The sequence below is a fragment of the Azoarcus sp. Soil_N_20 genome, assembly GCF_057656155.1.
Map to the genome: position 1 here is coordinate 223,192 of NZ_JBDGKX010000003.1, position 26,276 is coordinate 249,467.

At 65.6% G+C, this 26,276-nt stretch carries 20 protein-coding genes; 14 read left to right on the top strand and 6 right to left on the bottom strand.

What is annotated here, in order from left to right; translation table 11 throughout:
• Positions 1 to 17: 17 nt before the first annotated feature.
• Positions 18 to 2,219, bottom strand: coding sequence for a RelA/SpoT family protein (locus tag AC3A35_RS08340; protein WP_487435574.1), 2,202 nt, complete (start codon positions 2,217 to 2,219; stop codon positions 18 to 20).
• 157 nt (positions 2,220 to 2,376) lie between these two features.
• Between AC3A35_RS08340 and AC3A35_RS08345 the strand changes: the two genes are divergently transcribed.
• The 13 genes from AC3A35_RS08345 to AC3A35_RS08405 all read left to right on the top strand — a co-directional run bounded on the left by AC3A35_RS08345 (position 2,377) and on the right by AC3A35_RS08405 (position 16,492).
• Positions 2,377 to 5,403 carry a transglycosylase domain-containing protein gene (locus tag AC3A35_RS08345; RefSeq protein WP_487435575.1) on the top strand — a complete coding sequence of 1,009 codons (3,027 nt, stop codon included), beginning with the start codon at positions 2,377 to 2,379 and terminating at the stop codon, positions 5,401 to 5,403.
• Positions 5,404 to 5,487: 84 nt separating this feature from the next.
• Positions 5,488 to 6,381 (top strand): DMT family transporter, encoded by an 894-nt coding sequence (locus tag AC3A35_RS08350; RefSeq protein WP_487435576.1) that lies wholly within the window; start codon positions 5,488 to 5,490, stop codon positions 6,379 to 6,381.
• Positions 6,382 to 6,385: 4 nt separating this feature from the next.
• The gene (locus AC3A35_RS08355; RefSeq protein WP_487435577.1) at positions 6,386 to 7,174 is read left to right on the top strand and encodes a M90 family metallopeptidase; all 789 of its coding nucleotides are present in this window, start codon (positions 6,386 to 6,388) and stop codon (positions 7,172 to 7,174) included.
• Positions 7,171 to 7,428 carry a hypothetical protein gene (locus tag AC3A35_RS08360; protein ID WP_487435578.1) on the top strand — a complete coding sequence of 86 codons (258 nt, stop codon included), beginning with the start codon at positions 7,171 to 7,173 and terminating at the stop codon, positions 7,426 to 7,428. The genes AC3A35_RS08355 and AC3A35_RS08360 overlap by 4 nt, the downstream gene beginning before the upstream one ends.
• A 94-nt stretch (positions 7,429 to 7,522) precedes the next feature.
• Positions 7,523 to 7,954: a host attachment protein gene (locus tag AC3A35_RS08365; protein ID WP_487435579.1), complete on the top strand. Its 432-nt coding sequence runs from the start codon at positions 7,523 to 7,525 to the stop codon at positions 7,952 to 7,954.
• A gap of 186 nt (positions 7,955 to 8,140) precedes the next feature.
• Positions 8,141 to 9,805, top strand: a complete 1,665-nt coding sequence (gene ettA / locus AC3A35_RS08370; protein ID WP_487435580.1) for an energy-dependent translational throttle protein EttA — start codon at positions 8,141 to 8,143, stop codon at positions 9,803 to 9,805.
• An 82-nt stretch (positions 9,806 to 9,887) separates the two neighbouring features.
• Complete coding sequence (gene purT / locus AC3A35_RS08375; protein ID WP_487435581.1) at positions 9,888 to 11,069, top strand: formate-dependent phosphoribosylglycinamide formyltransferase; 1,182 nt, start codon at positions 9,888 to 9,890, stop codon at positions 11,067 to 11,069.
• 34 nt (positions 11,070 to 11,103) lie between these two features.
• Positions 11,104 to 11,322 (top strand): hypothetical protein, encoded by a 219-nt coding sequence (locus tag AC3A35_RS08380; RefSeq protein ID WP_487435582.1) that lies wholly within the window; start codon positions 11,104 to 11,106, stop codon positions 11,320 to 11,322.
• Positions 11,323 to 11,547: 225 nt separating this feature from the next.
• On the top strand, positions 11,548 to 13,569 hold the full coding sequence (locus tag AC3A35_RS08385; RefSeq protein ID WP_487435583.1) for a cation:proton antiporter domain-containing protein: 2,022 nt from the start codon (positions 11,548 to 11,550) through the stop codon (positions 13,567 to 13,569).
• 51 nt (positions 13,570 to 13,620) lie between these two features.
• A complete protein-coding gene (locus AC3A35_RS08390) occupies positions 13,621 to 14,226 on the top strand; it encodes a class I SAM-dependent methyltransferase (RefSeq protein WP_487435584.1) in 606 nt (201 codons plus the stop codon).
• 176 nt (positions 14,227 to 14,402) lie between these two features.
• Positions 14,403 to 15,020, top strand: coding sequence for a LemA family protein (locus AC3A35_RS08395; protein WP_487435585.1), 618 nt, complete (start codon positions 14,403 to 14,405; stop codon positions 15,018 to 15,020).
• 3 nt (positions 15,021 to 15,023) lie between these two features.
• Positions 15,024 to 15,944, top strand: coding sequence for a TPM domain-containing protein (locus AC3A35_RS08400; RefSeq protein ID WP_487435586.1), 921 nt, complete (start codon positions 15,024 to 15,026; stop codon positions 15,942 to 15,944).
• A 2-nt stretch (positions 15,945 to 15,946) separates the two neighbouring features.
• Positions 15,947 to 16,492 carry a TPM domain-containing protein gene (locus AC3A35_RS08405; protein WP_487435587.1) on the top strand — a complete coding sequence of 182 codons (546 nt, stop codon included), beginning with the start codon at positions 15,947 to 15,949 and terminating at the stop codon, positions 16,490 to 16,492.
• Between the two features lie 4 nt (positions 16,493 to 16,496).
• On the opposite strand, the gene AC3A35_RS08410 is transcribed toward AC3A35_RS08405, so the two are convergent.
• Both AC3A35_RS08410 and AC3A35_RS08415 read right to left on the bottom strand, forming a co-directional pair.
• Positions 16,497 to 18,884, bottom strand: coding sequence for a protein kinase domain-containing protein (locus AC3A35_RS08410; protein ID WP_487435588.1), 2,388 nt, complete (start codon positions 18,882 to 18,884; stop codon positions 16,497 to 16,499).
• A 116-nt stretch (positions 18,885 to 19,000) separates the two neighbouring features.
• Positions 19,001 to 21,388 carry a DNA internalization-related competence protein ComEC/Rec2 gene (locus AC3A35_RS08415; RefSeq protein ID WP_487435589.1) on the bottom strand — a complete coding sequence of 796 codons (2,388 nt, stop codon included), beginning with the start codon at positions 21,386 to 21,388 and terminating at the stop codon, positions 19,001 to 19,003.
• A gap of 89 nt (positions 21,389 to 21,477) precedes the next feature.
• On the opposite strand from AC3A35_RS08415, the gene AC3A35_RS08420 reads away from it, so the two are divergent.
• Positions 21,478 to 22,035, top strand: a complete 558-nt coding sequence (locus tag AC3A35_RS08420; RefSeq protein ID WP_487435590.1) for a DUF2062 domain-containing protein — start codon at positions 21,478 to 21,480, stop codon at positions 22,033 to 22,035.
• Here AC3A35_RS08420 and lolD read toward each other — a convergent pair.
• From lolD to AC3A35_RS08435, 3 genes are all read right to left on the bottom strand, one after another.
• Positions 22,014 to 22,718, bottom strand: coding sequence for a lipoprotein-releasing ABC transporter ATP-binding protein LolD (lolD, locus tag AC3A35_RS08425; protein ID WP_487435591.1), 705 nt, complete (start codon positions 22,716 to 22,718; stop codon positions 22,014 to 22,016). The two genes, AC3A35_RS08420 and lolD, sit on opposite strands and share 22 nt — an antisense overlap.
• Positions 22,711 to 23,967, bottom strand: coding sequence for a lipoprotein-releasing ABC transporter permease subunit (locus AC3A35_RS08430; protein WP_487435592.1), 1,257 nt, complete (start codon positions 23,965 to 23,967; stop codon positions 22,711 to 22,713). Before AC3A35_RS08430 ends, lolD begins: the two co-directional genes overlap by 8 nt.
• Before the next feature lie 110 nt (positions 23,968 to 24,077).
• Positions 24,078 to 26,201: a YgiQ family radical SAM protein gene (locus AC3A35_RS08435; protein ID WP_487435804.1), complete on the bottom strand. Its 2,124-nt coding sequence runs from the start codon at positions 26,199 to 26,201 to the stop codon at positions 24,078 to 24,080.
• Positions 26,202 to 26,276 lie beyond the last annotated feature (75 nt).

Here is a 26,276-nt window from a genome sequence, read left to right on the forward strand (position 1 = left end):
GCGCGTGACCTGACGTCCTACTTGCGTTGCGCGTCGATCACGCCATTGACCTCGCGAATCAGCGTGATCGCGCGCTGTAACTGGGTCACCCCGCCCACTTCCATGGTGAAGCGCATGTAGGCCGTCCCTTTCTTGGTTAGCGTGTTCACCGCAGTGACGTTGAGCTTCTCGCGCGACAGCACTTCGGAGATGTCGCGCAACAACCCCTGGCGGTCACCGGCCTGGACCGCGATATCGACCGGGAACACGGCCTGTCGGTTGTTGTAGGCCTGATCGCCCCACTCCGCGCCGATCACCCGTTCGGGGTGCCGTTGCGCCAGCAGCTGGAAATCGTGGCAATCCACCCGGTGAATGGAAATCCCGCGACCGCGGGTCACAAAGCCCTCGATCGCATCCGGCGGTGCCGGCTTGCAGCAGCGCGATAGCGAGGTCAGCAGTTTGCCCACACCGACGATCAGGATCTTGTCCGAGTTGTCGCCCGACCGGCTGCGGCTGACGACGATTTCGGGCTCGACCACCGGTTCCACCGGCGCATCCGCCTCACGCAGCGCCATCTGCACCGCACGCGGCCCGATCTCGCCACGTCCGGCGGCAAGAAAGAGCGCATCGGCGTTCTTGAAGCCCAATCTGCCGGCAAGGCCTTCGATGTTCGCCTGCGCGTGTCCGTCGCGCTGCATCTCGCGGGTGACGAAGCTGCGCCCCCGCGCAAGCAGGTCTTCCTCGTCCTGCGCACTGAAATACTGCTTGATCTTGGTCTTCGCGCGCGAGGTGGCGACATAGGCCTGACGCGGGTCGAGCCAGTCCCGCGACGGCCCACCCTCCTTCGCGGCAGTGATCTCGACCGTCTGCCCGCTCTCGAGAGGGGTATTGAGCGGCACCAGGTGGCCGTCTACCTTGGCGCCCCGGCAGCGATGGCCGACATCGGTGTGCAGACGGTAGGCGAAATCGATCGGAGTTGCACCGCGCGGCAGGTCCACGACCCGTCCCTGGGGTGTCAGCACGTAGAGGGTATCGTCCAGCGACGCGCGCTTGTACTGCTCCAGCCACTGTGCCGAGTCGGCCACTTCGTCACGCCACGACAGCAGATTGCGCAGCAGGGCGATCTTGTCGTCGTAATCGCCGCCGTGACCGCTGCCTTCCTTGTAGCGCCAGTGTGCAGCGACACCGAGTTCGGCGTGGCGATGCATGTCGTAGGTGCGGACCTGCACTTCGAGCGCACGTCCGTCACCGGCCAGCACCGCCGTGTGCAGTGACTGGTAATTGTTGCCCTTGGGCTTGGTGATGTAGTCGTCGAACTCCTTGCTGATCGGCTGCCAGATCTGATGAACGAGCCCGAGCACCGTGTAGCAGTCGCGGACTTCGGAAACCAGCACCCTCAGGGCGCGGATGTCGTAAACCTGCGAGAAGTCCAGGCGCTTGGCGCGCATCTTGTTGTAGATGCTGTAGATATGTTTGGGCCGACCGAAGATCTCGGCCTTGATGCCGACCGCGGCAATCTCCTTGCGCAGGCGTTCGATCGCGCTGTGGATGAACTCTTCCCGCTCGGACCGCCGCTCGTCGAGCATCTTGGCGATGCGCTTGTAAGTGTCCGGTTCGAGAAAACGGAAGGAAAGGTCCTCCAGCTCCCATTTCAGTTGCCACACCCCGAGCCGATTGGCCAGCGGGGCGTAGATATCCAGGCTTTCACGTGCGACATCGCTGCGGGTATCGCCAGGCACTTCGGTGTAATAGCGCAGGGTCTGGGTGCGGGAGGCGATGCGCAGCAGCACGACCCGGATGTCCTCGACCATTGCGAGCAGCATCTTGCGCAGGGTTTCGGTCTGAGCGCGGATCTCGGGGGCGGATGCGGTGGTGGTCATGCGCGTGATCACGCGCAGGCCATTGAGCCTGCGCAGCCCTTCGACCAGGTGCTTGACCGTCCCCCCAAAACGCGCCTCGACCTGCTCGGAGGCATCGTCCACATATTCACAGATCGCGAACAGCAGCGCAGCAATACGGGTATCGGCATCGAGCCTGAGCGAGGCGACGATCAGCGCCATTCCCAGCGCGTGTGTCCACACCGACTCCCCGGTACCGAGCACCCTGCCCTCGTAGCCTTCGGCTGCGAGCTCGAGCGCCTGCTCGATCCTGCGACGCTCGCTGACGGACAGCCCTTCGGCAAGCATGTCGACCGGCGGCGCGGCCGCATCCTGGGAAATCGCATGTGTGACGGAGACCATGCGGCGGATTATCCCATATCGGATGCGCCGCAGTGCTAAGATCAGCACCACTTCAAGACGATGCATTAAGCATCGCATTCACGCCCTGCCGGTCCTGCACATGCAACAAACATCCAACCTACCTGCCCGCCCCCGCCGTTTTCGCCTTCGGTGGCTCGTGCTCCCCGTTATTCTCGCACTGGTCGCGGTACTGGGCTGGCTGCTCGCCGAGGAGCTCCGCACCTCACGACTGCAGGCCCGTTACCTTTCCGCGCTTGCCGCCGAGACCGGATTTCACATCGACGCCGGAGTGGGCACCTTGCTGCCGGCGCCTGGCGGGCCGTACGACACCCGTCTGGGCTACACCCAGATGCCGGCGTTCGTCAGCCGTCTGAGCGAACGTGGCTATGCGGTCGCCCGTCAGGCGCGCCCCACTGCGCGGATGGTCGAGCTGACCGACCTGGGCCTGTTTCCGATCTACCGCGAGAAAAATCAGGGTGGTCTCCAGTTGCTCGATTGTCAGTCGCGGACGCTGCATGTCTCGCATTATCCCGAGCGGGGTTATGCCAGCTTCGACCAGATCCCGCCCCTGCTCGTCGATGCGTTGCTGTTCATCGAGAACCGCGAACTGCTCGACGTGGCACGGCCCACCCGCAACCCTGCCGTGGAGTGGGACCGTTTCGCCCGCGCCGCGGTCGATCAGGCGATCGGCATGATCGATGAAGACCGCAGCGCGCCCGGTGGCAGCACGCTGGCAACCCAGATCGAAAAATATCGCCACTCCCCGGATGGTCGTACCGCCACGCGCGAGGAAAAGCTCAAGCAGATGGCCAGTGCGTCGGTGCGTGCCTATCTCGACGGCGAGGAGACACTCGCGGCACGGCAACGCATCGTCACCGACTATCTCAATACGGTGCCGCTGTCGGCGAAAACCGGCTTCGGCGAAGTCAACGGCATCGGCGACGGGCTATGGGCCTGGTACGGGCGCGATTTCGGCGAGGTCAACCGCCTCCTTGGACGGCGGCCAACACCCGAATCAGACGGTGACAACAACCACACGGGCGAACCCGAGGACCTGCTGGCACGTGCCCTTGCATACAAGCAGGCACTGTCGCTGATGATCGCGCAGCGACGGCCGTCGTTCTATCTCGCCGGCAACGCACGCAGTCTCGGCAGCCTCACCGACAGCTACCTCCGTCTGCTCGCCGAAGCGGGATTCATCCAGCCGGCGCTGCGCGACGCGGCACTCGCGCTGCCGCTGGAGTTGCGCGCAGGCCCGGCGATGCCCCCCCCGGCTGCATTCGTAACCCGCAAGGCAGGCAATGCCCTCAGAACCCATCTGGCAAGTCAGCTCGGCATTGCCCGCTTCTACGACCTCGACCGGATCGACCTCAGCGCAACCAGCACGCTGCGGGGCGACGTCCAGGCGGCGGTCACCACGCTGCTCCGCGACGTCGCGGATCCGGCGCGCGCCGCCGAGCTCGGGCTGATCGGTCCGCGCATGTTCGCTCAGGGCCAGGATCCGTCGCGCGTGCTGCTCAGCTTCACCCTCTACGAGCGCACGCCAGGGGCGAATCTTCTGCGCATCCAGACCGACAGCTACGACCAGCCATTCGACATCAACGAGGGCGCCAAGCTTGACCTCGGCTCCACCGCAAAGCTGCGCACCATGGTGACTTATCTCGAGATCGTGGCCGAGTTGCATGCGCTCTATGGCAGCCATTCCACTGCGGAACTGCGAAACACCGCGCGCCCTGGCAGCAATCCGTTGGCGAACTGGGCGCTCGACTATCTCATCGGTGCGCAGGACCGCTCGCTGCGGGCCATGCTCGACGCGGCAATGGAACGCAACTACTCGGCGAGCCCCGCCGAGCAGTTCTTCACCGGCGGCGGCCTGCATCGTTTCGGAAACTTCAGCCGCGACGATGATGGCAAGACCATGAGTGTGCGGCTCGCCTTCCGCCACTCGGTCAACCTCGTCTTCATCCGCATGATGCGCGACATCGTCCGCTATACCATCGGCAGCAATCCGGCGGCGGCGGACATCTTCGACGATCCCGACGACCCGCGACGCCGCGACTACCTGATGCGCTTCGCCGACCGTGAGGGGAAGGTCTTCCTCAACGGCTTCTTCCGCAAGTATCAGGGGCGTAGCGGCGACGAAGCGCTCACCCTGTTGCTCGACGGCATCCGGGTCACGCCGCGACGTCTCGCCGTCATCCTGCGCTCGGTCCGGCCGCAAGCCAGCGAAGCCGAATTCGAGACGGCCATGCGTACCCATCTCGACAAGAGCACCCAGTTCGGCGACGCGGACCTGCGTGGGCTCTACGCCCGCCTGGGCCCGGACAGCCACTCGCTGCCCGATCGCGGCTATCTTGCCGGAGTACACCCGCTCGAACTGTGGCTGGTCGGTTTCCTGCAGGATCATCCGGGCGCCACCCAGACCCAGATCATCGAAGCGAGCGGAGATCAGCGCATCGAGGTCTACACCTGGCTGTTCCGGACCCGGCATCGCAACGCCCAGGATGTCCGCATCCGCAGTCTGCTCGAAGTCGAGGCCTTCATCGATATCGCCCGCAGATGGCGGCGTCTGGGCTATCCGTTCGAAACCCTGACCCCTTCCTATGCCAGTTCGATCGGTAGTTCCGCGGATCGTCCGGCGGCGCTCGCCGAGCTGACCGGGATCCTCATCAACGAGGGCCGCCGCCTTCCGGTGGTTCGTATCGAGCGCCTCCACTTCGCCGCCGACACCCCCTACGAGACCGAGCTGACCCGGGTGCCGGGCGAAGCCGTACAGGTGCTGCCTCCCGAAGTGGCGCAGGTAGCACGCGACGCGATGATCGACGTCGCGACCCTCGGCACTGCCCGTCGCCTCGCGGGGGCATTCGTCACCGATGATGGCACCGCGCTTGCAGTGGGCGGCAAGACCGGTACCGGCGACCATCGTTTCGACACCTATGGACGCGGCGGGCAGTTGCTCAACTCGCGCGTGGTCACCCGGTCGGCAACGATTGTGTTCCTGGTCGGCGACCGCTTCTACGGCACGCTCACCGCCTACGCGGGCGAGCCACATGCGGCCGACTACCAGTTCACCAGTTCGCTTGCAGTGCAACTGCTCGCGAAAGGCATTGCGCCCCTGCTCAAACCCATGCTGACCGGCGCCGGATCCTGCCCGTCGCCGGCGGCCGAGGGCAACGCCGGCTGAAGCGCCGGCGGTCAGGAATTCTCCTGTTTGGCCGGCCCGCGGGGTGTGCCATCATCCGGCCTCCACAACCACAAGCCTGACGCAATGAAACGTCTGTCGGCCAACCCCTACCTGCTGCTCACCCTCACCGCGCTGTTCTGGGCGGGCAACATGGTGCTCGGGCGCGGCATCCGCGCCGATGTCCCGCCGATCGCGCTGGCGTTCTGGCGGTGGACGATCGCGTTCGCACTGGTCCTGCCGTTCGCACTGCCGCATCTGCGCGAGCAGTGGCCCAAGCTGCGCGCGGCCTGGCGCCCGATCCTGTTGCTCGGCGCGCTCGGCGTCGGCTGCTACAACACCTTTGCCTACATCGCACTCCAATACACCACGGCAACCAACGCGACCCTGCTCAACTCCTTCATCCCGATCGCCACCATCGCGCTTGCTTTTCTGCTGTTCGGCAAGCGGCTGAGCGCCCTCGAAGGCAGCGGAGTGGTGTTATCCCTTGCCGGCGTCATCACCATCGTCAGCCGCGGCAACCTGGATACCCTGCTCGGGCTCAGCCTCAACGCCGGCGACCTGTGGATGCTGATGGCGGTGGTCACCTGGGGGCTGTACACCGTCGGTCTCCAGTGGCGACCGCCAGGCGTCGATCCGATGCTGATGCTGGCGGCGATGACCGTGGTCGGCCTGACAGTGCTCGCGCCAATCTACTGGTGGGAACTGGACAGCGGACGTCGCATTCAACCGTCGTTTGCGGCGATCAGCGGGATTGTGTACACAGGCATCTTTCCGGGCTTCCTCGGCTACGTTTTCTACAATGCCGGGGTCGCGGCGGTGGGCCCGAGCCGGGGGTCGCTCTTCATCCACCTGATGCCCGTGTTCGGCATCATCCTTGCCGCGATCTTTCTCGGCGAGCGCCCTTCTGCCTACCACTTCATCGGCATCGGCCTGGTGTTCCTCGGCATCGTGCTGACCACCCGGCGCCCGGCCGCCTGATCCCGTGCTCGAGCGCCTGCAACACTGGCTCGGTTTCCGCAAACCGACGATCGCCATCCCGGATGCACTGTGGGCGCGGGTCGAGGCAAGGCTCCCCTTGCTCGACTTCCTCGACCCCGCAGATCGGAAGCGTCTGCGCCTGATGGCGCACGGTTTCCTGGCCGAGAAACAATTTCATGGCGCGCAGGGCCTGGTGTTGACCGACGAGATCATGCTCGGGATCGCGGTTCAGGCCTGTCTGCCGGTGCTCAATATCGGACTGCAGGCCTACCGCGGCTGGGTCGGGATCATCGTCTATCCGGGCGACTTCATTGTGCCGCGCAAGGACATGGACGATGCCGGAGTGGTCCATGAATACGACGACGAGGTACTGGGCGAGGCGTGGGAGGGCGGGCCGGTGCTGGTGTCCTGGTTCGGCGAAGACGACGCGCCTGCCGGGGTGAATGTGGTGATCCACGAATTCGCCCACAAGCTCGACATGGAAAATGGCGGCGTCGACGGTTTGCCTCCCTTGCCTGAGCACATGTCGCGGCGCGACTGGGCCGCGGCCTTCACCCCCGCCTACGAGACCCTCTGCGCCCAGGTCGACGCGGGCGAGCCCACCGCGCTCGACCCCTATGCGACCGAACATCCCGGCGAGTTCTTTGCAGTCGCCTCGGAGGCCTTCTTCGAAACCCCGGGCGTGCTGCAGGCGGCCTTCCCCGCCGTCTATGCGCAGCTGAGTTCATACTACGGGCTCGACCCGGCCGCAGGCGAGGCACGCCTGCGTGGCGCTACGCGGGGTCTGTCATGACTGCCCGCGCACGTCTGCTCATCGTCTATCACACCCAGCCGGGCAATACCGGCACGCTCGCCCACGCCGTATCGCGCGGCGCCCAACGGGTGGATGAAGCCGACACCGTGATGCTGCGCGCCTTCGATGCCGGCACCGACGATCTGCTGGCCTGCAATGGGTGTGTTCTGAGGCGGTGGGGAGCGATATCACGGCACAGCGTGATCACGGGAAATCGCTTCTGTTACGCAAAAAATGATTTCATCAAACGGTAAAGATTAGTCTTGGCACTCGCGGCCTCAGCTGTCTAAGCTGGTAGCACTGTTGCTAGGCGACAGTCCGCTTTTTTTCAGTGACGGAGGGTGTCTCATGACTATTACCTGGATTCTGGTTGCCAACGCCAGCCTGGCGAAACTGTACGCGAATCTCGGCCCCAACAAGGGTCTCAAGCTGGTAAAGGAACTGATCCATCCCGAAAGCAGGCAAAAGAATTCCGAGCTCGCGACCGACCGCGCCGGCAGCATGGGCACCACCGGCGGCACGATGCAGCCTCACAGCGTTCCAAAGGAGCGAGAAGCCAAGGTCTTTGCCCAGCAGATCGCCCACACCCTCTATCAGGGTCGGGCCACGAATGCCTTCAAGCGCGCGATCATCGTTGCGCCCCCCGCCTTCATGGGCATGCTCAACAACCTGCTCGATACGCCTACCGCCGATATGGTGAGCGACCGCTTCGAAAAGGACTACACCAAGACCCCCGAACCCGAACTGGCATCCCGGCTGGCAACGGCCATCAATCTATGAATCATCCATGATTTCTTCGACCGCCTCCTGACCGGAGGCGAAGGCACGGGTCCAACCGTGCCGAAGAACGCGGGGCGCTCGGCGCCCCGCACCTTTTTCAGCGCCTGATCGACGTCTCACCTAGCACCAGGTGCAACGTCCTGGGGTAGACTCTCGGGGTTTCAGAAATCCCCACACCGGAATCCCATGGCCCAATACGTAATGTCGATGCTGCGCGTGAGCAAGATCGTTCCGCCCAAGCGTCAGATCATCAAGGACATCTCCCTCTCCTTCTTCCCCGGCGCCAAGATCGGCTTGCTCGGTCTCAATGGTTCGGGCAAGTCCACGGTGCTGCGCATCATGGCCGGCGTGGACAAGGAATACGACGGCGAGGTGCAGCACCTGGCCGGCCAGCGCATCGGCTACCTGCCGCAGGAGCCGGCGCTCGACCCGGACAAGACGGTCAAGGAGGAAGTCGAATCCGGCCTCGGCGAGATCGTCGAAGCGCGCCAGAAGCTCGAGGAAATCTACGCGGCCTACGCGGAGCCGGATGCCGACTTCGACAAGCTCGCCGAGGATCAGGCCAGATACGAGAACATCCTCGCCTCGGCCGGCAGCGACGTCGAGACGCAGATGGAGATCGCCGCCGATGCGCTGCGCCTGCCGCCCTGGGATGCCGTCATCGGCAAGCTCTCCGGCGGTGAGAAGCGCCGTGTCGCGCTGTGCAAGCTGCTGCTGTCGCGCCCCGACATGCTGCTGCTCGACGAGCCGACCAACCACCTCGACGCCGAATCGGTCGACTGGCTCGAACAATTCCTGACCCGCTTCCCCGGCACTGTGGTCGCAGTCACCCACGATCGCTATTTCCTCGACAACGCCGCAGAGTGGATTCTCGAACTCGACCGCGGGCACGGCATCCCGTGGAAGGGCAACTATTCCAGCTGGCTCGAGCAGAAGGGCGAACGCCTGGCACAGGAATCCAAGCAGGAAGCCGCCCACCAGAAGGCGATGAAGACCGAGCTCGAATGGGCGCGTTCCAACCCCAAGGCGCGCCAGGCCAAGTCCAAGGCCCGTCTCTCGCGTTACGAGGAAATGACCACGGTCGAGTACCAGAAGCGCAACGAAACCCACGAGATCTTCATCCCGCCCGGCGAGCGCCTCGGCGACAAGGTGATCGAGTTCAACGACGTATCCAAGGCTTTCGGCGACAAACTGCTGATGGACAAGGTCAGCTTCAGCGTGCCCCCGGGCGCCATTGTCGGCGTCATCGGCCCCAACGGCGCCGGCAAGTCGACGCTGTTCAAGATGATCCAGGGTCTCGACCAACCGGACAGCGGCGAAGTGGTGATCGGCGCGACGGTGAAGATCGCCGCAGTGGACCAGTCACGCGAAGGACTCGCCAACGACAAGACCGTGTTCGATGCGATCTCGGACGGCGCCGACATTCTCACCGTGGGTCGCTTCGAGATGCCCAGCCGGGCCTATATCGGACGCTTCAACTTCAAGGGCGGCGATCAGCAGAAGATCGTCGGCAACCTGTCCGGTGGCGAGCGCGGGCGGCTGCACCTGGCCAAGACCCTGATCGCCGGTGGCAACGTGCTGCTGCTCGACGAACCGTCCAACGACCTCGACGTGGAGACGCTGCGCGCGCTCGAAGATGCCCTGCTCGAGTTCGCCGGGTGCGCGATGATCATCTCGCACGATCGCTGGTTCCTCGACCGCATCTGTACCCACATCCTGGCGGCCGAGGGCGATTCGCAATGGACCTTCTACGCCGGCAACTACCAGGAATACGAAGAGGACAAGCGCAAGCGCCTCGGCGAGGAAGGTGCCAAGCCGAAGCGCATCCGCTACAAGCCGATCGCCCGCTGACCCTCCCCCGCGCGGGCCATCCCAATCGTCGGTTGGCCCACCCCCACCGCTACCTGTTGCTTCCCTGCCTGAGGATTCCGTCATGCCCCATATCGGCACTCCGCTCTCCCCCACCGCCACCCGCGTGCTGCTGTGCGGATCGGGCGAACTCGGCAAGGAGGTCGTCATCGAGTTGCAGCGCCTCGGCTGCGAGGTGATCGCGGTCGACCGCTATCCCGACGCCCCGGCCATGCAGGTCGCGCATCGCAGCCACGTCATCAGCATGCTCGACGGCGCCGCGCTGCGCGCGGTGATCGAGCAGGAGAAGCCGCATTACATCGTGCCCGAGATCGAGGCCATCGCCACCGCCACCCTGGTCGAACTCGAGGCCGAGGGTTACACCGTCATCCCGACCGCACGTGCAGCGCAGCTGACGATGAACCGCGAGGGCATTCGCCGCCTGGCCGCCGAGGAACTCGGTCTGCCGACGTCGTCCTACCACTTTGCCGACACCTTCGAGGACTACCGCGCCGCGGTCGGCGCGCTCGGTTTTCCGTGCGTGGTCAAGCCGATCATGAGTTCGTCGGGCAAGGGCCAGAGTCTGCTCCGGGGGCCGGACGATGTGGCACCCGCGTGGGACTACGCCCAGGCCGGCGGCCGTGCCGGCAAAGGGCGGGTGATCGTGGAAGGCTTCATCGATTTCGACTACGAGATCACCTTGCTGACCGTACGCCATGCAGGCGGCACCACCTTCTGCGAACCGGTCGGGCATCGTCAGGAGAAAGGCGATTACCAGGAGTCGTGGCAACCCCAAGCAATGAGCCCGCACGCACTGGCCGAGTCCGAACGGATTGCCCGCGCGGTGACCGAAGCGCTGGGCGGACGGGGCCTGTTCGGGGTCGAGCTGTTCATCAAGGGCGATCAGGTCTGGTTCAGCGAAGTGTCGCCGCGCCCGCACGACACCGGGCTGGTGACCCTGATCTCGCAGGATCTATCCGAATTCGCCCTGCACGCGCGGGCGATCCTCGGATTGCCGGTTCCGGTCATCCGCCAGTTCGGCCCGTCGGCATCGGCGGTGATCCTGGTCGAGGGCGAATCGACGCAACCGGTGTTCGGCAACCTCGGCGCCGCCCTGAGCGAACCGGATACGGCCTTGCGCCTGTTCGGCAAACCGGAGGTCAAGGGCCAGCGCCGGATGGGCGTGGCACTGGCCCGTGACGAATCGATCGAGACGGCGCGCGCCAAGGCCCTGCGAGCGGCCGGCGCGGTCAGCGTCGAACTCTGATCACCTCCCGAGCGCCGGGCGGAAGGAGACCGACATGACCTACGAAGAACATCTGGATGAAGTCACCACGCTCATTTTCGAGCGTTACGATCAGGACGAGAAGGCCGCCATCGCCATGGTCATGCGCGCCCAGGCCGACGATTTTTTCAGCGGCCACGACGACGATCCGTCGATCTGCACGCAGGAACGCGCCGAGCTGGACGCAAGCACGGTGTTCAAGAAATACGGACCACGCACCGCGAACAAGCGCTGAGCTTCACCGGTCTGGGTGCCGGCGATCATTCGGGCGGCACCCGGAGCGGGTGCGTCGCTGCGGTGCGGCATAAGCATCGAACGCACGCTGACGACGCTCGATCTGCACGACAGACGGCGCTGACGCGCCCGCTGCGCCGATCGGCCGCGCAGTCAGTTTGCGGTGCACAAATCCGGGAATCCGATGGTACGCTAGGGCCCGTTCAACGGCGTGAGATCGAACCCAGTGACTGAATTCCTGCCGATCAAGGACCCGGTCCTCGTCTTTGCCCTCGTGGCCGCGCTGATCCTGTTTGCGCCCATCGTGATGGAACGCTGGCGCCTGCCCGGTATGATCGGACTGCTGCTGGCAGGCGCCATCCTCGGCCCCAACGCACTCGGTGTGCTCGCCCGCGACCAGTCGTTCGTGCTGTTCGGCACCGTGGGGCTGCTCTACATCATGTTTTCGGCAGCGCTCGAGATCGATATGGCGGTGCTCAAGCGGCACCAGGTAGGCAGCCTGGTATTCGGCCTGCTGACCTTTGCCATCCCGATGGGCGTGGGGCTGGTGGTGTCCCGCCACCTGCTCGGGTTCGACTGGCCGGCCGCCATCCTGCTTGCGAGCACCTTCGCATCGCATACCCTGCTGACCTACCCGATTGCAAGCCGTCTCGGGCTGTCCCGCAATCCGGCGGTCACCACGGCGATCGGCGGCACCATCGTCACCGACACTCTCGCACTGCTGGTGCTGGCGGTCATCGTCAGTTCCACCCGCGGCACGATCGACGAGTTTTTCTGGTATCGGCTCGGTTTGAGCCTGACCGTGTACGTGATCGTCATCCTGGTGGGCCTGCCCCTGCTTGCACGCTGGTTCTTCCGCAATCTGGGCCGTGACGGGGTGTCCGAATTCGTGTTCGTACTGGCGACGGTGTTCGGCTGCGCGGCGGTATCGCGGCTCGCGGGTTCGGAACCGATTGTCGGCGCGTTTCTGGCCGGGCTCGCCCTCAATCGCTCGATTCCACACCACAGCACGCTGATGAACCGCATCAAGTTCACCGGCGAAGCGGTATTCGTGCCCTTCTTCCTGCTCTCGATCGGCATGCTGCTCGATCTGCGCGTGTTCCTCGGCGGACCGCGGGCATGGGCGGTGGCCATCGCGATGGTGGTGACCGTGCATGCGACCAAGTGGCTGGCGGCAGAATCGACCCGCCTTGTCCTCGGTTACAGCCGCGATCAGGCCCGGCTGGTGTTCGGCCTCACCGTGCCACAGGCGGCGGCGACCTTGGCGGCAACGATCGTCGGCTACGACATCGGCCTGTTCGACGACGCCGTCGTCAATGGCGCGATCCTGATGATCCTGACCAGCTGCTTCATCGCCCCGGTGGTGGTCGATCGCAGCGGTCGCCGGCTGGCCCTGCTCGGCGAGGACGAGCGCGATGACACTGCGGCCCGCGCCCAGCGCATCCTTGTTGCACTGTCCAGGCGCAGCGCCACCTCACCGCTGCTCGACCTTGCGATGATGGTGCGCGACCCGGCGCAGAATCAGCCGGTGTATCCGGTGGTCGTGATCGAGGAAGGCGATGGCGCAAGCCACGGCGTCGCGCGTGCGGAGAAGGTGCTTTCCACCGCCGTAGCGCAGCTCTCCGCCGCCGACGTACCGGCCGCCCCGGTGACGCGTATCGACCTCAACCTGGCCTCGGGCATCCTGCGCGCGCGGCGCGAGCTCCTCGGCACCGACATCATCGTCGGCTGGAGCGGACGCACGACCGCGCCGGAGTTCGTGTTCGGCTCGGTTCTCGACAAATTGCAGGACGATCGCGACTGCACCCTGCTGTTCGCCCGCCTGAATGCCCCCCTCAACACCACCCAGCGGATCCTGCTCGGCCTGCCGCCGAATGCCGACCGGGAGGCCGGGTTCGCGGCCGCGATCGGCTCGGTGAAGCGGCTCGCCCAGCAGATCGGAGCGGGCATCACCGTGCTCGCGGACCGACACGGTGAGGAACATGTGCGCAAGCGCATCAATGCGGTCAGGCCGTCGGTCGATATCCGGATTCGGCCGATGGAGGGCAATGACGCGCTGCTGCAGACGCTGGGCAACGAGATCGGCGCCGACGACCTCGTCGTCCTGTATGGAACGCGCACCGGGAGCATCGCCTGGCGCGCAAGCATGAGCGCCTTGCCGCTGACCGTCGCGGAACGCTTCCCGACCACGAATCTGTTGCTGATCTATCCGGTCGAGCCCACCGCGCTTCCCGAGGGACAGGAATGACGCGGCGGTACCGCCGGGTCGAACGGTGCACCACGGCCCCGGACTGAATCGATGAAAGAGATCACCCGCTCCACGCTGGCCCACTACGATCGCGAAGCTGCGCGCTTCCGCGACGCGACCCGCGATCATGATGTCAGCCAGAACTATGCCGCGCTGCTCGACGCCATCGAAGGCGAGGCGCCATTCACCCTCCTCGACCTCGGCTGCGGCCCGGGTCGCGATCTGTGCCATTTCCGCGCCCTCGGCCACGAGGCGATCGGGCTCGACGGCTCGCAGGCCTTTGTCGAGCTGGCGCGCGCAGACAGCGGATGCGAAGTCCTGCACCAGGACTTCATCGAACTGGATCTGCCGTCCGGGCGCTTCGACGGCGTGTTTGCCAACGCCTCGCTGTTCCACGTCCCGCGCAGGGCACTGCCGGATGTCCTGCGCACGCTGCACCGTTGCCTCAAGCCCCGGGGCGTGCTGTTCACCTCCAACCCGCGTGGGGACGATCAGGAAGGCTACAGTGGCGACCGCTATGGTTGCTACTACACCCTCGAAACCTGGCGCAGCCTGGTCGGTGCGGCAGGTTTCGCGGAGCTCCAGTACTACTACCGCCCGCCCGGCCTGCCGATCGAACAGCAGCCATGGCTGGCTACGGTCTGGCGCAGGCTTTGAAGCCGACACCGTCGTCGAATGGAATGGCGGAACCAGGGACCTGATCCATGGCATCGGTATTTCCCTGCACTGACGGCCGGCAAGATGGTTTACGCTGTCGTCGTTACACCGGTTCGTCAGATCCGCGCGGCAAGCAGAGGCGTGCTTACGTGGGGGTCACTATCAAGGAAGCCGTCATGACTCGTCTCTTTTTCCGTCGCTTCTCGCTGATCCTGGGCCTGGTAGCCCTGCTCGGCCTTTCGGGCTGCGGCTACAACGATTTTCAGCGTCTGGACGAACAGACCAAGGCCAGCTGGGCCGAGGTGCTGAACCAGTATCAGCGCCGTGCCGATCTCATTCCCAATATTGTCGCCACGGTAAAGGGCGAGGCCGATTTCGAGCAGGAAACGCTCACTCGTGTCATCGAGGCCCGCTCACGTGCCACAGCGATTCAGGTAACCCCGGAGCTGATCAACGATCCGCAGGCCATGGAGCGCTTCCAGCAGGCGCAAGGCGAACTCGGTGGGGCCTTGTCGCGGCTGCTCGCGGTAGCGGAGAACTACCCGAACCTGAAGGCCAACCAGGGCTTCCAGGACTTGCGGGTTCAGCTCGAAGGCACCGAAAACCGGATCACGGTGGCCCGCAACAAGTACATCGAAACGGTGCAGCAGTACAACGTGTTGGCGCGCAGCTTCCCGACCAATCTGACCGCCATGATCTTCAGCTACGCGCCGAAGGCCGGCTTCACGGTGACCAACGAGGCCGAGATCGCACGCCCCCCCACGGTCGACTTCGGCGACAAGGGCTCGCGCTGAGTCATGCCCACCCCCCCGGCCACCGCTTGCGCGGCCGTGTTCGACGTGCTCAGGACATGGTTGATCATCGCCTGCGCCGTGCTCGGCGTCATGTCGCCCGCCGGCGCCCAGCCGGTGCAGGCGATTCCTCCGCTCAGCGCGCGTGTACTCGATCTCACCGGAACGCTCGATGCGGCCCGACTGCAGGCGCTCGAGGACCGGCTTGCCGGCTTCGAAGCCGAACGTGGCAGCCAGATCGTGGTGTTGATGGTGCCGACCACCGCACCCGAAGACATCGCCGCCTATGCCTTCCGCGTGGCCGACAGCTGGAAGATCGGCCGCCGCAAGGTTGGCGACGGCGTTCTGCTGGTGGTGGCAAAGAATGACCGCAAGGTGCGGATCGAGGTGGCGCGTGCGCTGGAAGGCGCCGTGCCCGACCTCGCCGCGTTCCAGATCATCGATCGCCTGATCACCCCGGCCTTTCGCCAGGGCGATTTCGCCGCTGGCATCGAAGCCGGCGTCGATGCCCTGATGGCACGGATACGCGGGGAAGACCTTCCGCTGCCGGCCAAAGCCGACGCGCGGCGGTCAGGGCTGGGACTCGAGGACCTGGCAGCGTTCCTGTTCGTCGGCGTCCCGCTGGTCGGTGGCATCCTGACCCGCATCCTCGGGCGCAAGCTGGGTACCCTGGCGACCGCGGCTGCGGTCGGTGGCGTCGTCCAGCTCCTCACCGGCAGCCTGTTGCTCGCAATCGTCGGGGGCGTGGCGGCTCTGGTGTTCACCCTCGCATTGGGGGGCAGCGGCCTCGGCGGCGGAGGCGGCTTTCCCGGCGGAGGGGCGCCGATCATTCGCGGCGGCGGGCTGGGCGGACGTGGTGGCGGCGGTGGATTCCGCAGCGGCGGCGGCGGACGCTTCGGTGGTGGCGGCGCCTCCGGAGGCTGGTAGCGATGAATCCTGTGCAACGCCTGTTCCGCCACCTGTGGCTGGATGAAACAGATTCGATGCGCACGGTCGGTGATGCCGGACTGAAGCGCCTGGAAGACCTCATCGCCGGCAGCGAGCGTGCACACACCGGCGAAATCTGCCTGTGCATCGAAGCCAGCCTGCCGGCCGCGATGCTGTGGCGTCACTTCGCCCGTCGCGCGCCGATCGACGCCCTGGTGCACGAACGCGCGCTCGACCTGTTCGGCAGCATGCGGGTGTGGGACACGGAGTACGACAACGGTGTGCTGATCTACCTCCAGTTGGCCGAGCACCGCATCGAGATCGTTGCCGATCGCGGCCTTGCCCGCCGGGTGCCCACCGACCACTGGACCACGGTACTCGCCGGGAGCTGCGCGGATTTTCGCGACGGCAACTACGAGGCAGGCTTGATCCGTGCCATCGACGCGGTCACCCGCGCCCTGGTCACCCACTTCCCGACATCCACCGGCGAGGCGGCTGCCGAACCCGCTCCGGCAAACCAGCTCCCCGACCGCCCGGTGCTACGGTAGGACCTCAGCTCGCCTGTTTGATCGCGAGTACCGCCTGGTTGCGCAGGGTACGCAGCAGCGAAAGCTCCTTGTCGGAGATCACGATTTCGCCGGCGCAGTCCTTGTCCGCATAGATCAGCGCGACCGGCTTGTGCTTGATCGTCAGCGGCAGGAGCACGAAGGTCTGTGACTGCACCGACGCGCGAAACCAGGAAGGAATGCGCTCCGCGATCGTGGCGTCGTTGACGTCGGAAATCAGGATATCGGCGCCCTTCGACGTCGCCACATGAAAGATATCCGGCGTGAAACTCAACGGAAAGTTGAACTTCTTCGCCAGTTCGACGACTTCCGGCCCCAGCCCGAAGCGGCCCTGCATGGTATTGGTCCGGGCATCGCGAATGCACAGCAACACCCGTTTGAAGCCCATTGCCCGATACATGGTCTCGAGGATGATGCGCAGCACGTCGTTGAGCTTGAATTCTTCGACCAGCGTGTTGCTGATGTCCTGGATCCCGGCCGACAGCACGCCTTCGGCATCGGCAGCCTTCTGCCCCTCCGGCCCGAAGTTGCCGGTCTGCAGGGCCGGCGACGCGGGATTGCCGAGAATGGCAGGATCCCGAGCGGTGGCAGGCTCGGCGCCGGCATCCGGCTCCGCGGCGGCAGAATCGATCAGGCCGAATTTCCGCAACTGCTGCCCGAACTGGGTCTGATTGAGATTGATCCGGATAATCCGGGCAAAATCGGCCAGCTCACCGATGGATTGGCGCACGGTCTCCCGCAAGTCGACGTCCGCACCCGGCAGCGCATTGCCAAAACGCAATGCAATTCGCCTCAGTTCGCGGTCACGCTGTTCCGGCGAGAGATGCGCGATCGACGAACAGATCTCGTTCGAAAACGCCGAAAGCACCTGTAACCGGCCCTCGTTCGTCGCCGGTTTGCGGATGGCGCCCGCCGGCAGGCGATGCATGCTGTCGACGATCAGCGTGGGAAATCCCCAACTCCTGGCGATGCCGATACCGAGATCCTCGTAGCTGATCCCAAGCGCGCGATGCACGGCCGCGTCCTCTCCGCACTCCTTCTGCGCCACGAATCGGCGAATCTGGTCGCTCTCTTCCGGAAAATAGAACTGCGTAAGCAGGCGGCCAAGATTGTGAAATATTGCACAGATATAAGCCTGCTCGAGATCGCGCGAGCCAATCTTCTTGGCGATGTCGCGGGCGAGCAGTGCAGCCAGATTGGCGCGCAGGAACTCTTCCTTGAGCTGGGTGGCGTTGCTCTTGTTCTGCAGGTGTTCGAACAACAACACCGTGATCGCGATATTGCGCACGGCGTCAAAGCCCAGCACCACGATCGCCCGCGATACCGTGCTGATATTGCCCGCGCCCGCCTGGCGGTAGTACACCGAATTCACCAGCCGGAGCAGCTTGTTGGTGAGCGAGAAGTCCCGCAGGATCGATATCGACAGCTTGCCGATGCTCTCGGATTCACTCGAGGCGATGCGGTTGATGGCGCTCACCGATTCGGACAGGGCCGGAAAATCGCTCTTGTGGCGCATCCGGCGCAACAGGAAGTCGACGGTACTCTGGCGCGCCTCGGCCGAGGGTTCCGCGGCAGCCGGCCTCAACCAGGTCTCGAGCGCGCTGTGGAATTCCGCCGCAGTCTGGAAGCGGCCAGCCGGGTCGCGCTCCACCGCCCGCAGCGCAATGCCTGCCAGCGCTGCGTCGAGGTCGGCGTCGGCGGGTAGCGCGATCGATTCGGTCGATATCCTGCGCATGACGGCATCGATATCGTCGCCACCGAACACGCGACGCCCGAGCAGCATCTCGAGCAGGATCACCCCGGCAGCGAACACGTCGCCCCGCTCGCCGACCTCGCGGGTCAGGATGTACTCGGGCGCCATGTACGACGGGGTACCCGAAAACGAACCGGCCGCAGCCTTGCCCGCGAGGATCCGTCGGGCGATGCCGAAGTCCATCACCCGCGGTCTGCCGTCGGCGTCGATCAATACGTTGCTGGGTTTCAGGTCGCGGTGAATCACATCCTCGGAATGGGCCTTCGCGATCGCCGCGAGAATCTGCACGATCAGTCCGACCGCGCGCTCGGCGGGCATTGCGCCCTCGCGCTGCATCAACTGGGCAAGGCTTTCTCCGGGCACGAACTCGAACACGAGATAGGGATCGCCCGCAGCCTCGCCAGCCTCGAAAATCGGCACGATCCCCGGGTGTCGCAGCCGGCTGACAATCCGCGCCTCGGACAGCAAGGTTTCGCTCTGCCCGGCCCTGTTGTCGGCGAAATGCATGGTCTTGACCGCGACCTCACGTTCGAGCTGTGGATCGAAGGCGAGGTAGACCACACTCTGGGCCCCCCGCCCGAGCTCGCGCTGAATATCGAAACGGCCGATTTTGCTGATCATTGTTATCGTTTTGTCCATTGGGCACGAATGCGTCGCGCCTAGGCCGAAACGTATTACAAAATACATAGTCCGTCGAGCATCATTCGGGATCCTCGCGTCCGCCCGGCCAGCCGCCTTCATCGCCCATGCCAGTATCGCGGGTGATACTCGCGATGCGCGCTCACCGCCATCCCGTCCGCCGCGAAATGCAGCGCGATCGCCCCCTGGCTGTCCGTTCGCCAGTTGCGCGCCCCGGCCTCGGCCCAGCGCGCCCACACTGTCGGGTGCGGGTGACCGAACGGGTTACGATATCCGACCGAGAACACCGCGACCTCGGGCATCACCAGGTCGACAAAATCGGCAGTCGACGATGAACGGCTCCCATGGTGGGCCACGACGATCGCCGAACTCGCCAGCCCGCTGCCATACTGTGCGGCAAGCAGCGCTTCCGCCCGCGCCTCGATATCGCCGACCAGCAGCAGGGAGCCCGCACCGGTGGCGATGCGCAGCACGCACGACAGATCGTTGTTGCGACGCGAAGGCATCAGCTCGGCCGACGGCGCCAGCACTTCGAAGCGCACCCCGTCCCACTCCCATGCCGTGGCGGCAACGCAGGGCGCCGAAGGCCACTGCTCCAGCCCGCGCAAGGTCAGCACATGCTCTCCGGCCAGAATGTGATCGGTGGCCACCGCGTTGAGCACGCTGCGTGTTCCGCCGACATGGTCGACATCGTCGTGAGACAGGATCAGCCGATCGATCCGCGTCACCCCGCCAGCCCGCAGATACGGTACCAGGACGCGCTCCCCGGCGTCGGCGCCGGCGCCGTAAGGCGGCCCGGTGTCGAACAGCAGATCACGGGACGCGGTCTGGACGTGCACCGCGAGCCCCTGCCCCACGTCCAGCACGGTCGCATCGAACGCACCGGCAGGTGGGCGCGGAGCCTGCCACAGGAGCAGGCAGAGGATCATGCCCAGCGCCGCCAGCCGGCCCGGCGTTCCACGGGGGCACAGCAGCACCAGCACCGCAGCACTCCCGCCGACCACCATCCATGCCGGCGGCGCGGGTCGCTGCCACAGGGCGAACTCCGCCGCCGCCAGCCGCTCGAGGCCGCCCATCATCAGCGCAGTGGCGCCATGCGCCGGAATCAGCAGCACCGGATCGGGCCAGGCCATGGCGGCCAGGGCCAACGGCGTGATCACGAAACTCACCAAGGGGATCGCCAGTGCATTGGCCAGCGGCGACACCAGCGAGAAGGTCTGGAACAAGGACAACAGGGCCGGAATCGTGGCGAGCGTGATCGCGAGCTGGATTCGGAGCGCGGCCACCCAGCCCGCCACCTTGCCCGCCCTTCCGCCGACCACGAAAAGGATGATCCCGACCGCACCGAAAGACAGCCAGAATCCGGCAGACAGCACGGCCCATGGGTCGACCAGCAGCACGCACAGCAGCGCGACCGCCAACACCCGCCCGGGGTTGGCCTCGCGGCCGACAAGGAGCGCCGCGGCAAGCACGCTCAGCATGATCAGCGCACGCAGCACCGGAATGCCCAAGCCGGCGAGCAAGGCATAGCCGGCGGCCGCCAACAGTGCCGCGACTGCCGCTGCCTTGCGCACCGGCACCCGCAACACCAACTGCGGCCGGCGGCGCCAGGCCATGCCGCACAATCCGCCGGCGATCAGACCGACCAGCGAGACGTGCAATCCCGAGATCGCCACCAGATGGCTGACCCCGGTGCGGCGGAACACCTCCCAGTGCTCGGCGTCGATCGCCTTCTGGTCGCCGATCGCCAGCGCGATCAGCACGCCGGTATGAGGCGCGTCCGGCAGAGCCTTGACAAAGGACCTGCGGATCTCGCCGCGCAGTCGGTGTACGGCATGCATGAAACCGCCCACGTCGATGTCGATCCGTCGCGCTCCCGCCGCATCGCGCACATAGCCCGTGGCCCGCAGATTGCGTTCCAGCAGCCACGCCTCGTAATCGAAGCCACCGGGTACCGCCGCACCATGCGGAAGCTTGAGCCTGACCACGAACTGCCAACGCTCCCCGGCCACGACCTGCGGCAGAGGCGCATCCTCCTGACGGGCGCGGTACCACGACAACAGAATCCGCCGCGGAATCGCCGTACCCGGCTTGTCGCGCGCTTCGACCCCTTCGACCGCTTCGACCGCTTCGACCTCTAGGACGAAGCGCACCCCCTCGCCCAACATCTGCGGCAGTTCGGACACGACTCCGGTCACCCTGAGGTCGACGCCTTCGAGATCGCTCCGCAAGGCGTCGGCCAGGCGGATATCGGCGCGCGCCGCGGCGTACACAAAGCCGGCACCGAAGGCTGCGGCCATCCCGAGGGCGAAAAGAAGATGACGATGTCCCCTCGCGCGCGTACGCAGTGCACCGAAAGCGGCGATGGAACCGACGGCCAGCAGCGCCGCCACGGTCATCGCCACCATCGAATCGAGCGCGGGAAGTGATGGCTGCAGCTGGAGCAACCAGACACCCGAGAAGAAGGCCAGACTTGCTATTTGCATAGCCCGGCATCATGCCTGCGAGCGCGCCCCGGCGGCAATACCGGACGAAGGGCGAACCTTCCGTCAGACTGCTAGAATTGTGCGGAAACATGAAAAAAACGCTGAGACGATTCCTGCCCAGGCACGACGCAATTCGGGAAAACCGCTGGTTGAAGCCGTTTTCAGGCACCCTGCTGCATCCCCGCCTGTGGTATCTGAACCGGCATTCGGCGGCCGGCGCAGTGGCGGTCGGCCTGTTCTGCGGGCTGATTCCCGGCCCGCTGCAAATGCCGGGCGCGGCAATCTTCTGCGTGGTGCTGCGGGTGAACCTTCCGCTGGCGCTGATCATCACACTGTACACCAATCCGCTGACCATCGTCCCGCTCTACGTCATCGCCTTCGGACTGGGCGGCTGGGTACTGGGGGACGCCGGACAGGCCTTCCTTGCACCGCCGGAGATGGTCGGCATGGACGTGGCCGGCTGGATCGGCGGTCTGGTGCACTGGATGGCCGGGCTCGGCAAACCACTCGCGCTCGGCCTCGTGCTGCTCGCGGCGGTGCTATCGATGACCGGCTATATCGTGGTGCGGGCCACATGGCGGGTATGGCTGATCCGCCAGTGGCGCCGGCGTGCGGCTCGGCGCAATCAGCTGCCGCCGGCGTCCTGAGTCAGAATGCCGTCATCGAGTCGCAGCATGCGTTGCGCGCGGCGTGCCATCGTTTCGTCGTGAGTCACGATCACGAAGCTGGTCGACAGCCGTTCGTTGAGCGACAGCATCAGGTCGAACACACCGTTTGCGGTGCGTCGATCGAGGTTCCCGGTCGGTTCGTCGGCAAGCACGCACGCGGGCTCGGTGACCAGCGCACGGGCGATCGCCGCGCGCTGCCGTTCGCCACCGGAGAGTTCGCCGGGCGCATGGTCGAGGCGGTGACCGAGCCCGACCTCGCGCAACATTGCCGCGGCGCGCTCATTGGCTTCGGCCTGATCCATGCGCCGGATATAGAGCGGCATGGCGACATTTTCCAGCGCGGTGAACTCGGGCAGCAGATGATGGAACTGATAGACGAAACCGAGCGCACCATTGCGCAGGGTGCCGCGCGCCGCATCCGACATCGTCGAAAAATCCTGTCCCATCAGGCGCACCGATCCGGCGCTGGGCACATCGAGCCCGCCGAGCAGATGCAATAGTGTGCTCTTGCCCGAGCCCGAGGCGCCGACGATGGCGAGCCGCTCGCCATGCGCCACCGACAACGTGACCCCGCCGAGCACCTTCACCGCGTCCGCCCCCTGGCGGAACTGCTTTTCCAGTCCATCGCAGGCCAGCACCGGCCGACTCATCGCTTCATTCATATCGCAGGGCCTCGGCCGGATTCACTTTCGACGCCCGCCAGCTCGGATATAGCGCGGCCAGCAGCGTCAGCACGAAGGACACCGTCAGGATACTCACCACGTCGCTCGCCAGCACCTTCGACGGCAGTTCGTTGATGTAATAGATTTCCTTGTTCCACAGTGTGGCGCCGGTAATCGTCTCCAGTGCCGGGATCACCACGTCGAGGTTGTGGGCGATCGCGAGGCCGCCGGCGAGCCCTGCAAGCAAGCCGACCAGCCCGATGATGGAGCCCTGCAGCACGAAGATGGTCATGATCGACGCCGGGCTCGCCCCCAGCGTGCGCAGGATGGCGATGTCGGCATACTTCTCCTGAACCGCCATCACCAGCGTGGACACGATGTTGAAGGCGGCGACCCCGACGATCAGGAACAGGATAAGCGTCATCATGGTTTTCTCCAGCGCCACCGCGCGGAAGAAGTTGGCATGACTGCGGGTCCAGTCACTCACCGTCAGTCCCGGCTCCTCGAGATAGCCGAGCAGCTCGCGCGCCACCCGCGGCGCGGCGAACAGGTCGTCGAGCTTGAGCCGTACCCCGGTGACCGCGTCGCCCATCCGGTACAGCGCCTGCGCATCGGCCAGATGCACCAGGGCCAGCCCGGAATCGTATTCGTACATCCCGGCTTCGAAAATGCCGACCACCTCGAACTGCTTCACCCGCGGCAGCACCGCAGCCGGCGTCACCAGCCCCTGGGGCGCGATCAACGTCACCTTGTCGCCGAGGCCGATGCGCAGCGCCAGCGCCAGATCGCGCCCCAGCACCATGCCGAAACGGCCCGGCTGCAACGCATCGAAGCGGCCCGCCTTCATGTGCTGGCCGAAATCGGCCACCGTGTCCTCCAGCGCCGGAATCACCCCGCGCACCATGGTCCCGCGCACCACCTCGTCGAACGACAGCATGCCCTGCTCCTGCACGTAGGGCGCAGCGGCACGGGTCGACGGATGGCGCCCGACCTGCTCCGCCACCTGCTGCCAAGCGCGCAGTTCGCCATCGAGGCTCTGCACCTGCACATGGGAGGCGACGCCGAGGATGCGGGTGCGCAGTTCCTCCTGGAAGCCGTTCATCACCGACAGCACGACGATGAGCGCAGCCACGCCGAGCGCGATGCCGAGCATGGACACCAGCGAGATGAAGGAGATAAAGCGGTTTCTGCCCTGGGCACGCTTGCGCGAGCGGGTGTAGCGGAAGCCGATCAGGAATTCGTAGCGCATTGAGTCAACCAGGGAAACGGCGCAGAGCGCGCAAATGACGATCAGATTACTACGCCGGGCACTTCCAGCGCGATGCTGGATGAGTCCGGCGCCAGCGACAGGGCAGTCCCTCAGCGCCTCCCGGGCGGCGGACGACCGCCGCCACCTCGGGCGGGGATGGCACCCGCGGCGCTTCTGCCGGGTCGGTGCGTTCCGCCACGCGCCGCTTCGCTCACCGTTCGGCGTGGAGCCGACTCGGCTCGCGCACGGCCTTGCCCGAGCTGAACACTTGCCGGCTGCTGGCGTGGCACCAGGCACTTCGGTCCGCTGCCGATCAGATCGGCGCGGCCCATGCGCATCAAGCCCTCGCGCAGCACCGGCCAGTTCTCCCGATCGTGCCAGCGCAGGAAGGCCTTGTGCAGCTTGCGCAGCTTGCCGGTACGCACGGTCTCGACCGTTTCGGAATCGGCCGACACCTTCTTCAACGGATTCTTGCGGGTGTGGTACATCGCGGTCGCAATCGCCATCGGCGTGGGCAGGAAGGTCTGCACCTGGTCGAGGCGGAAGTCGTTGTCCTTGAGCCACAGCGCGAGGTTGAGCATGTCCTCGTCGGTCGTACCCGGATGAGCGGCGATGAAGTACGGCACCAGGTGCTGCTTCTTGCCCGCTTCCTTCGAGTACTTCTCGAACAGTTCGCGGAAGGCCTCGTAGGCGCCCATACCCGGTTTCATCATCTTCGACAGCGGCCCCTCCTCGCTGTGCTCGGGCGCGATCTTCAACAGACCGCTGACGTGGTGGGTCACCAGTTCCTTGACATATTCGGGCGAGCGCACCGCGAGGTCGTAGCGCAGGCCGGAGCCAATGGTGATGCGCTTGACCCCGGGAATCGCGCGCGCCTTGCGGTAGAGCTGGATCAGCGGGCCGTGATCGGTGCCGAGGTTCTCGCAGATGCCAGGATAGACGCACGACAGCCGTCGACAGGACTGTTCGATCTTCGGGTCCTTGCACGCCATCCGGTACATGTTGGCTGTGGGCCCGCCGAGGTCGGAGATGTGGCCCTTGAAATCGGGCGACTTGTCGCGGATGTCCTCGATCTCGCGCAGGATCGAGGCCTCCGAGCGGCTCTGGATGATGCGCCCCTCGTGCTCGGTGATCGAGCAGAAGGTACAGCCGCCGAAGCAGCCGCGCATGATGTTGATCGAGAACTTGATCATGTCCCATGCGGGAATGCGCGCCCCGCCGTAGGCCGGATGCGGCTGGCGGGCGTAGCTCAGTCCGTAGACGAAATCCATCTCCGGCGTGGTCAGCGGCACCGGCGGGCGGTTGAGCCATACGTCGCGCGCGCCGGGCCCCTCGCCGTGGCGCTGCACCATCGCGCGCGCATTGCCCGGGTTCGATTCGAGGTGGAACACGCGCGAGGCGTGCGCATACATCACCGCGTCGTCCTTCACCACCTCGTAATCGGGCAGGCGCACCACGGTGTGGTCGCGCTGCTCCCGGCGTGCCGCCATGCGTTCGGCCAGCGCCACGATGCGGACCGGCTGGGCGCCGTCGGCCGCCGGTCTCGGCGCCGACGCGGTGGGCTCCATCGCATAGGGGTCGGGGTGGGTGTCGATGCGTCCCGGGCGGTCGATCGCAGTCGAAGCCGTTTCCACCCAGCCTTCGGGCAGCCAGCCCGGCTTGACCATGAAGGCGGTACCGCGCAGGTCGCGGATAGCCTCGATCGTCTCGCCGGCATCGAGGCGCCGGGTGAGCGCCACCAGCGCGCGCTCGGCATTGCCGAACAGCAGGATGTCGGCCTTGGAGTCGGGCAGCACCGAGCGCCGCACCTTGTCCGACCAGTAGTCGTAATGGGCGATGCGGCGCAGCGAAGCCTCGATGCTGCCGATCACCACGTTCACCCCGGGAAAGGCCTCGCGCGCGCGCTGGGCGTACACGGTGACTGCCCGGTCCGGCCGCTTGCCCGGCGCCGCATTCGGGGTATAGGCATCGTCGGAGCGGATCTTGCGGTCGGAAGTGTAGCGGTTGACCAGCGAATCCATGTTGCCGGCGGTGATGCCGAAATACAGCCTCGGCCTGCCAAGCGCACGGAAGGGCTCGGCCGACAGCCAGTCCGGCTGGCTGATGATGCCCACCCGAAAACCGTGTGCCTCCAGCAGCCGCCCCACCAGCGCCATGCCGAAGCTGGGATGGTCGATGTAGGCATCGCCGGTGACCAGGATGACGTCGCACGCGTCCCAGCCGAGTGCGTTCATCTCGGCGCGGGAAATGGGCAGAAAGGGGGCCGGTGTGCGGCGGGCGGCAGCGGCGGGCAGGATCGAAGGTGCGGA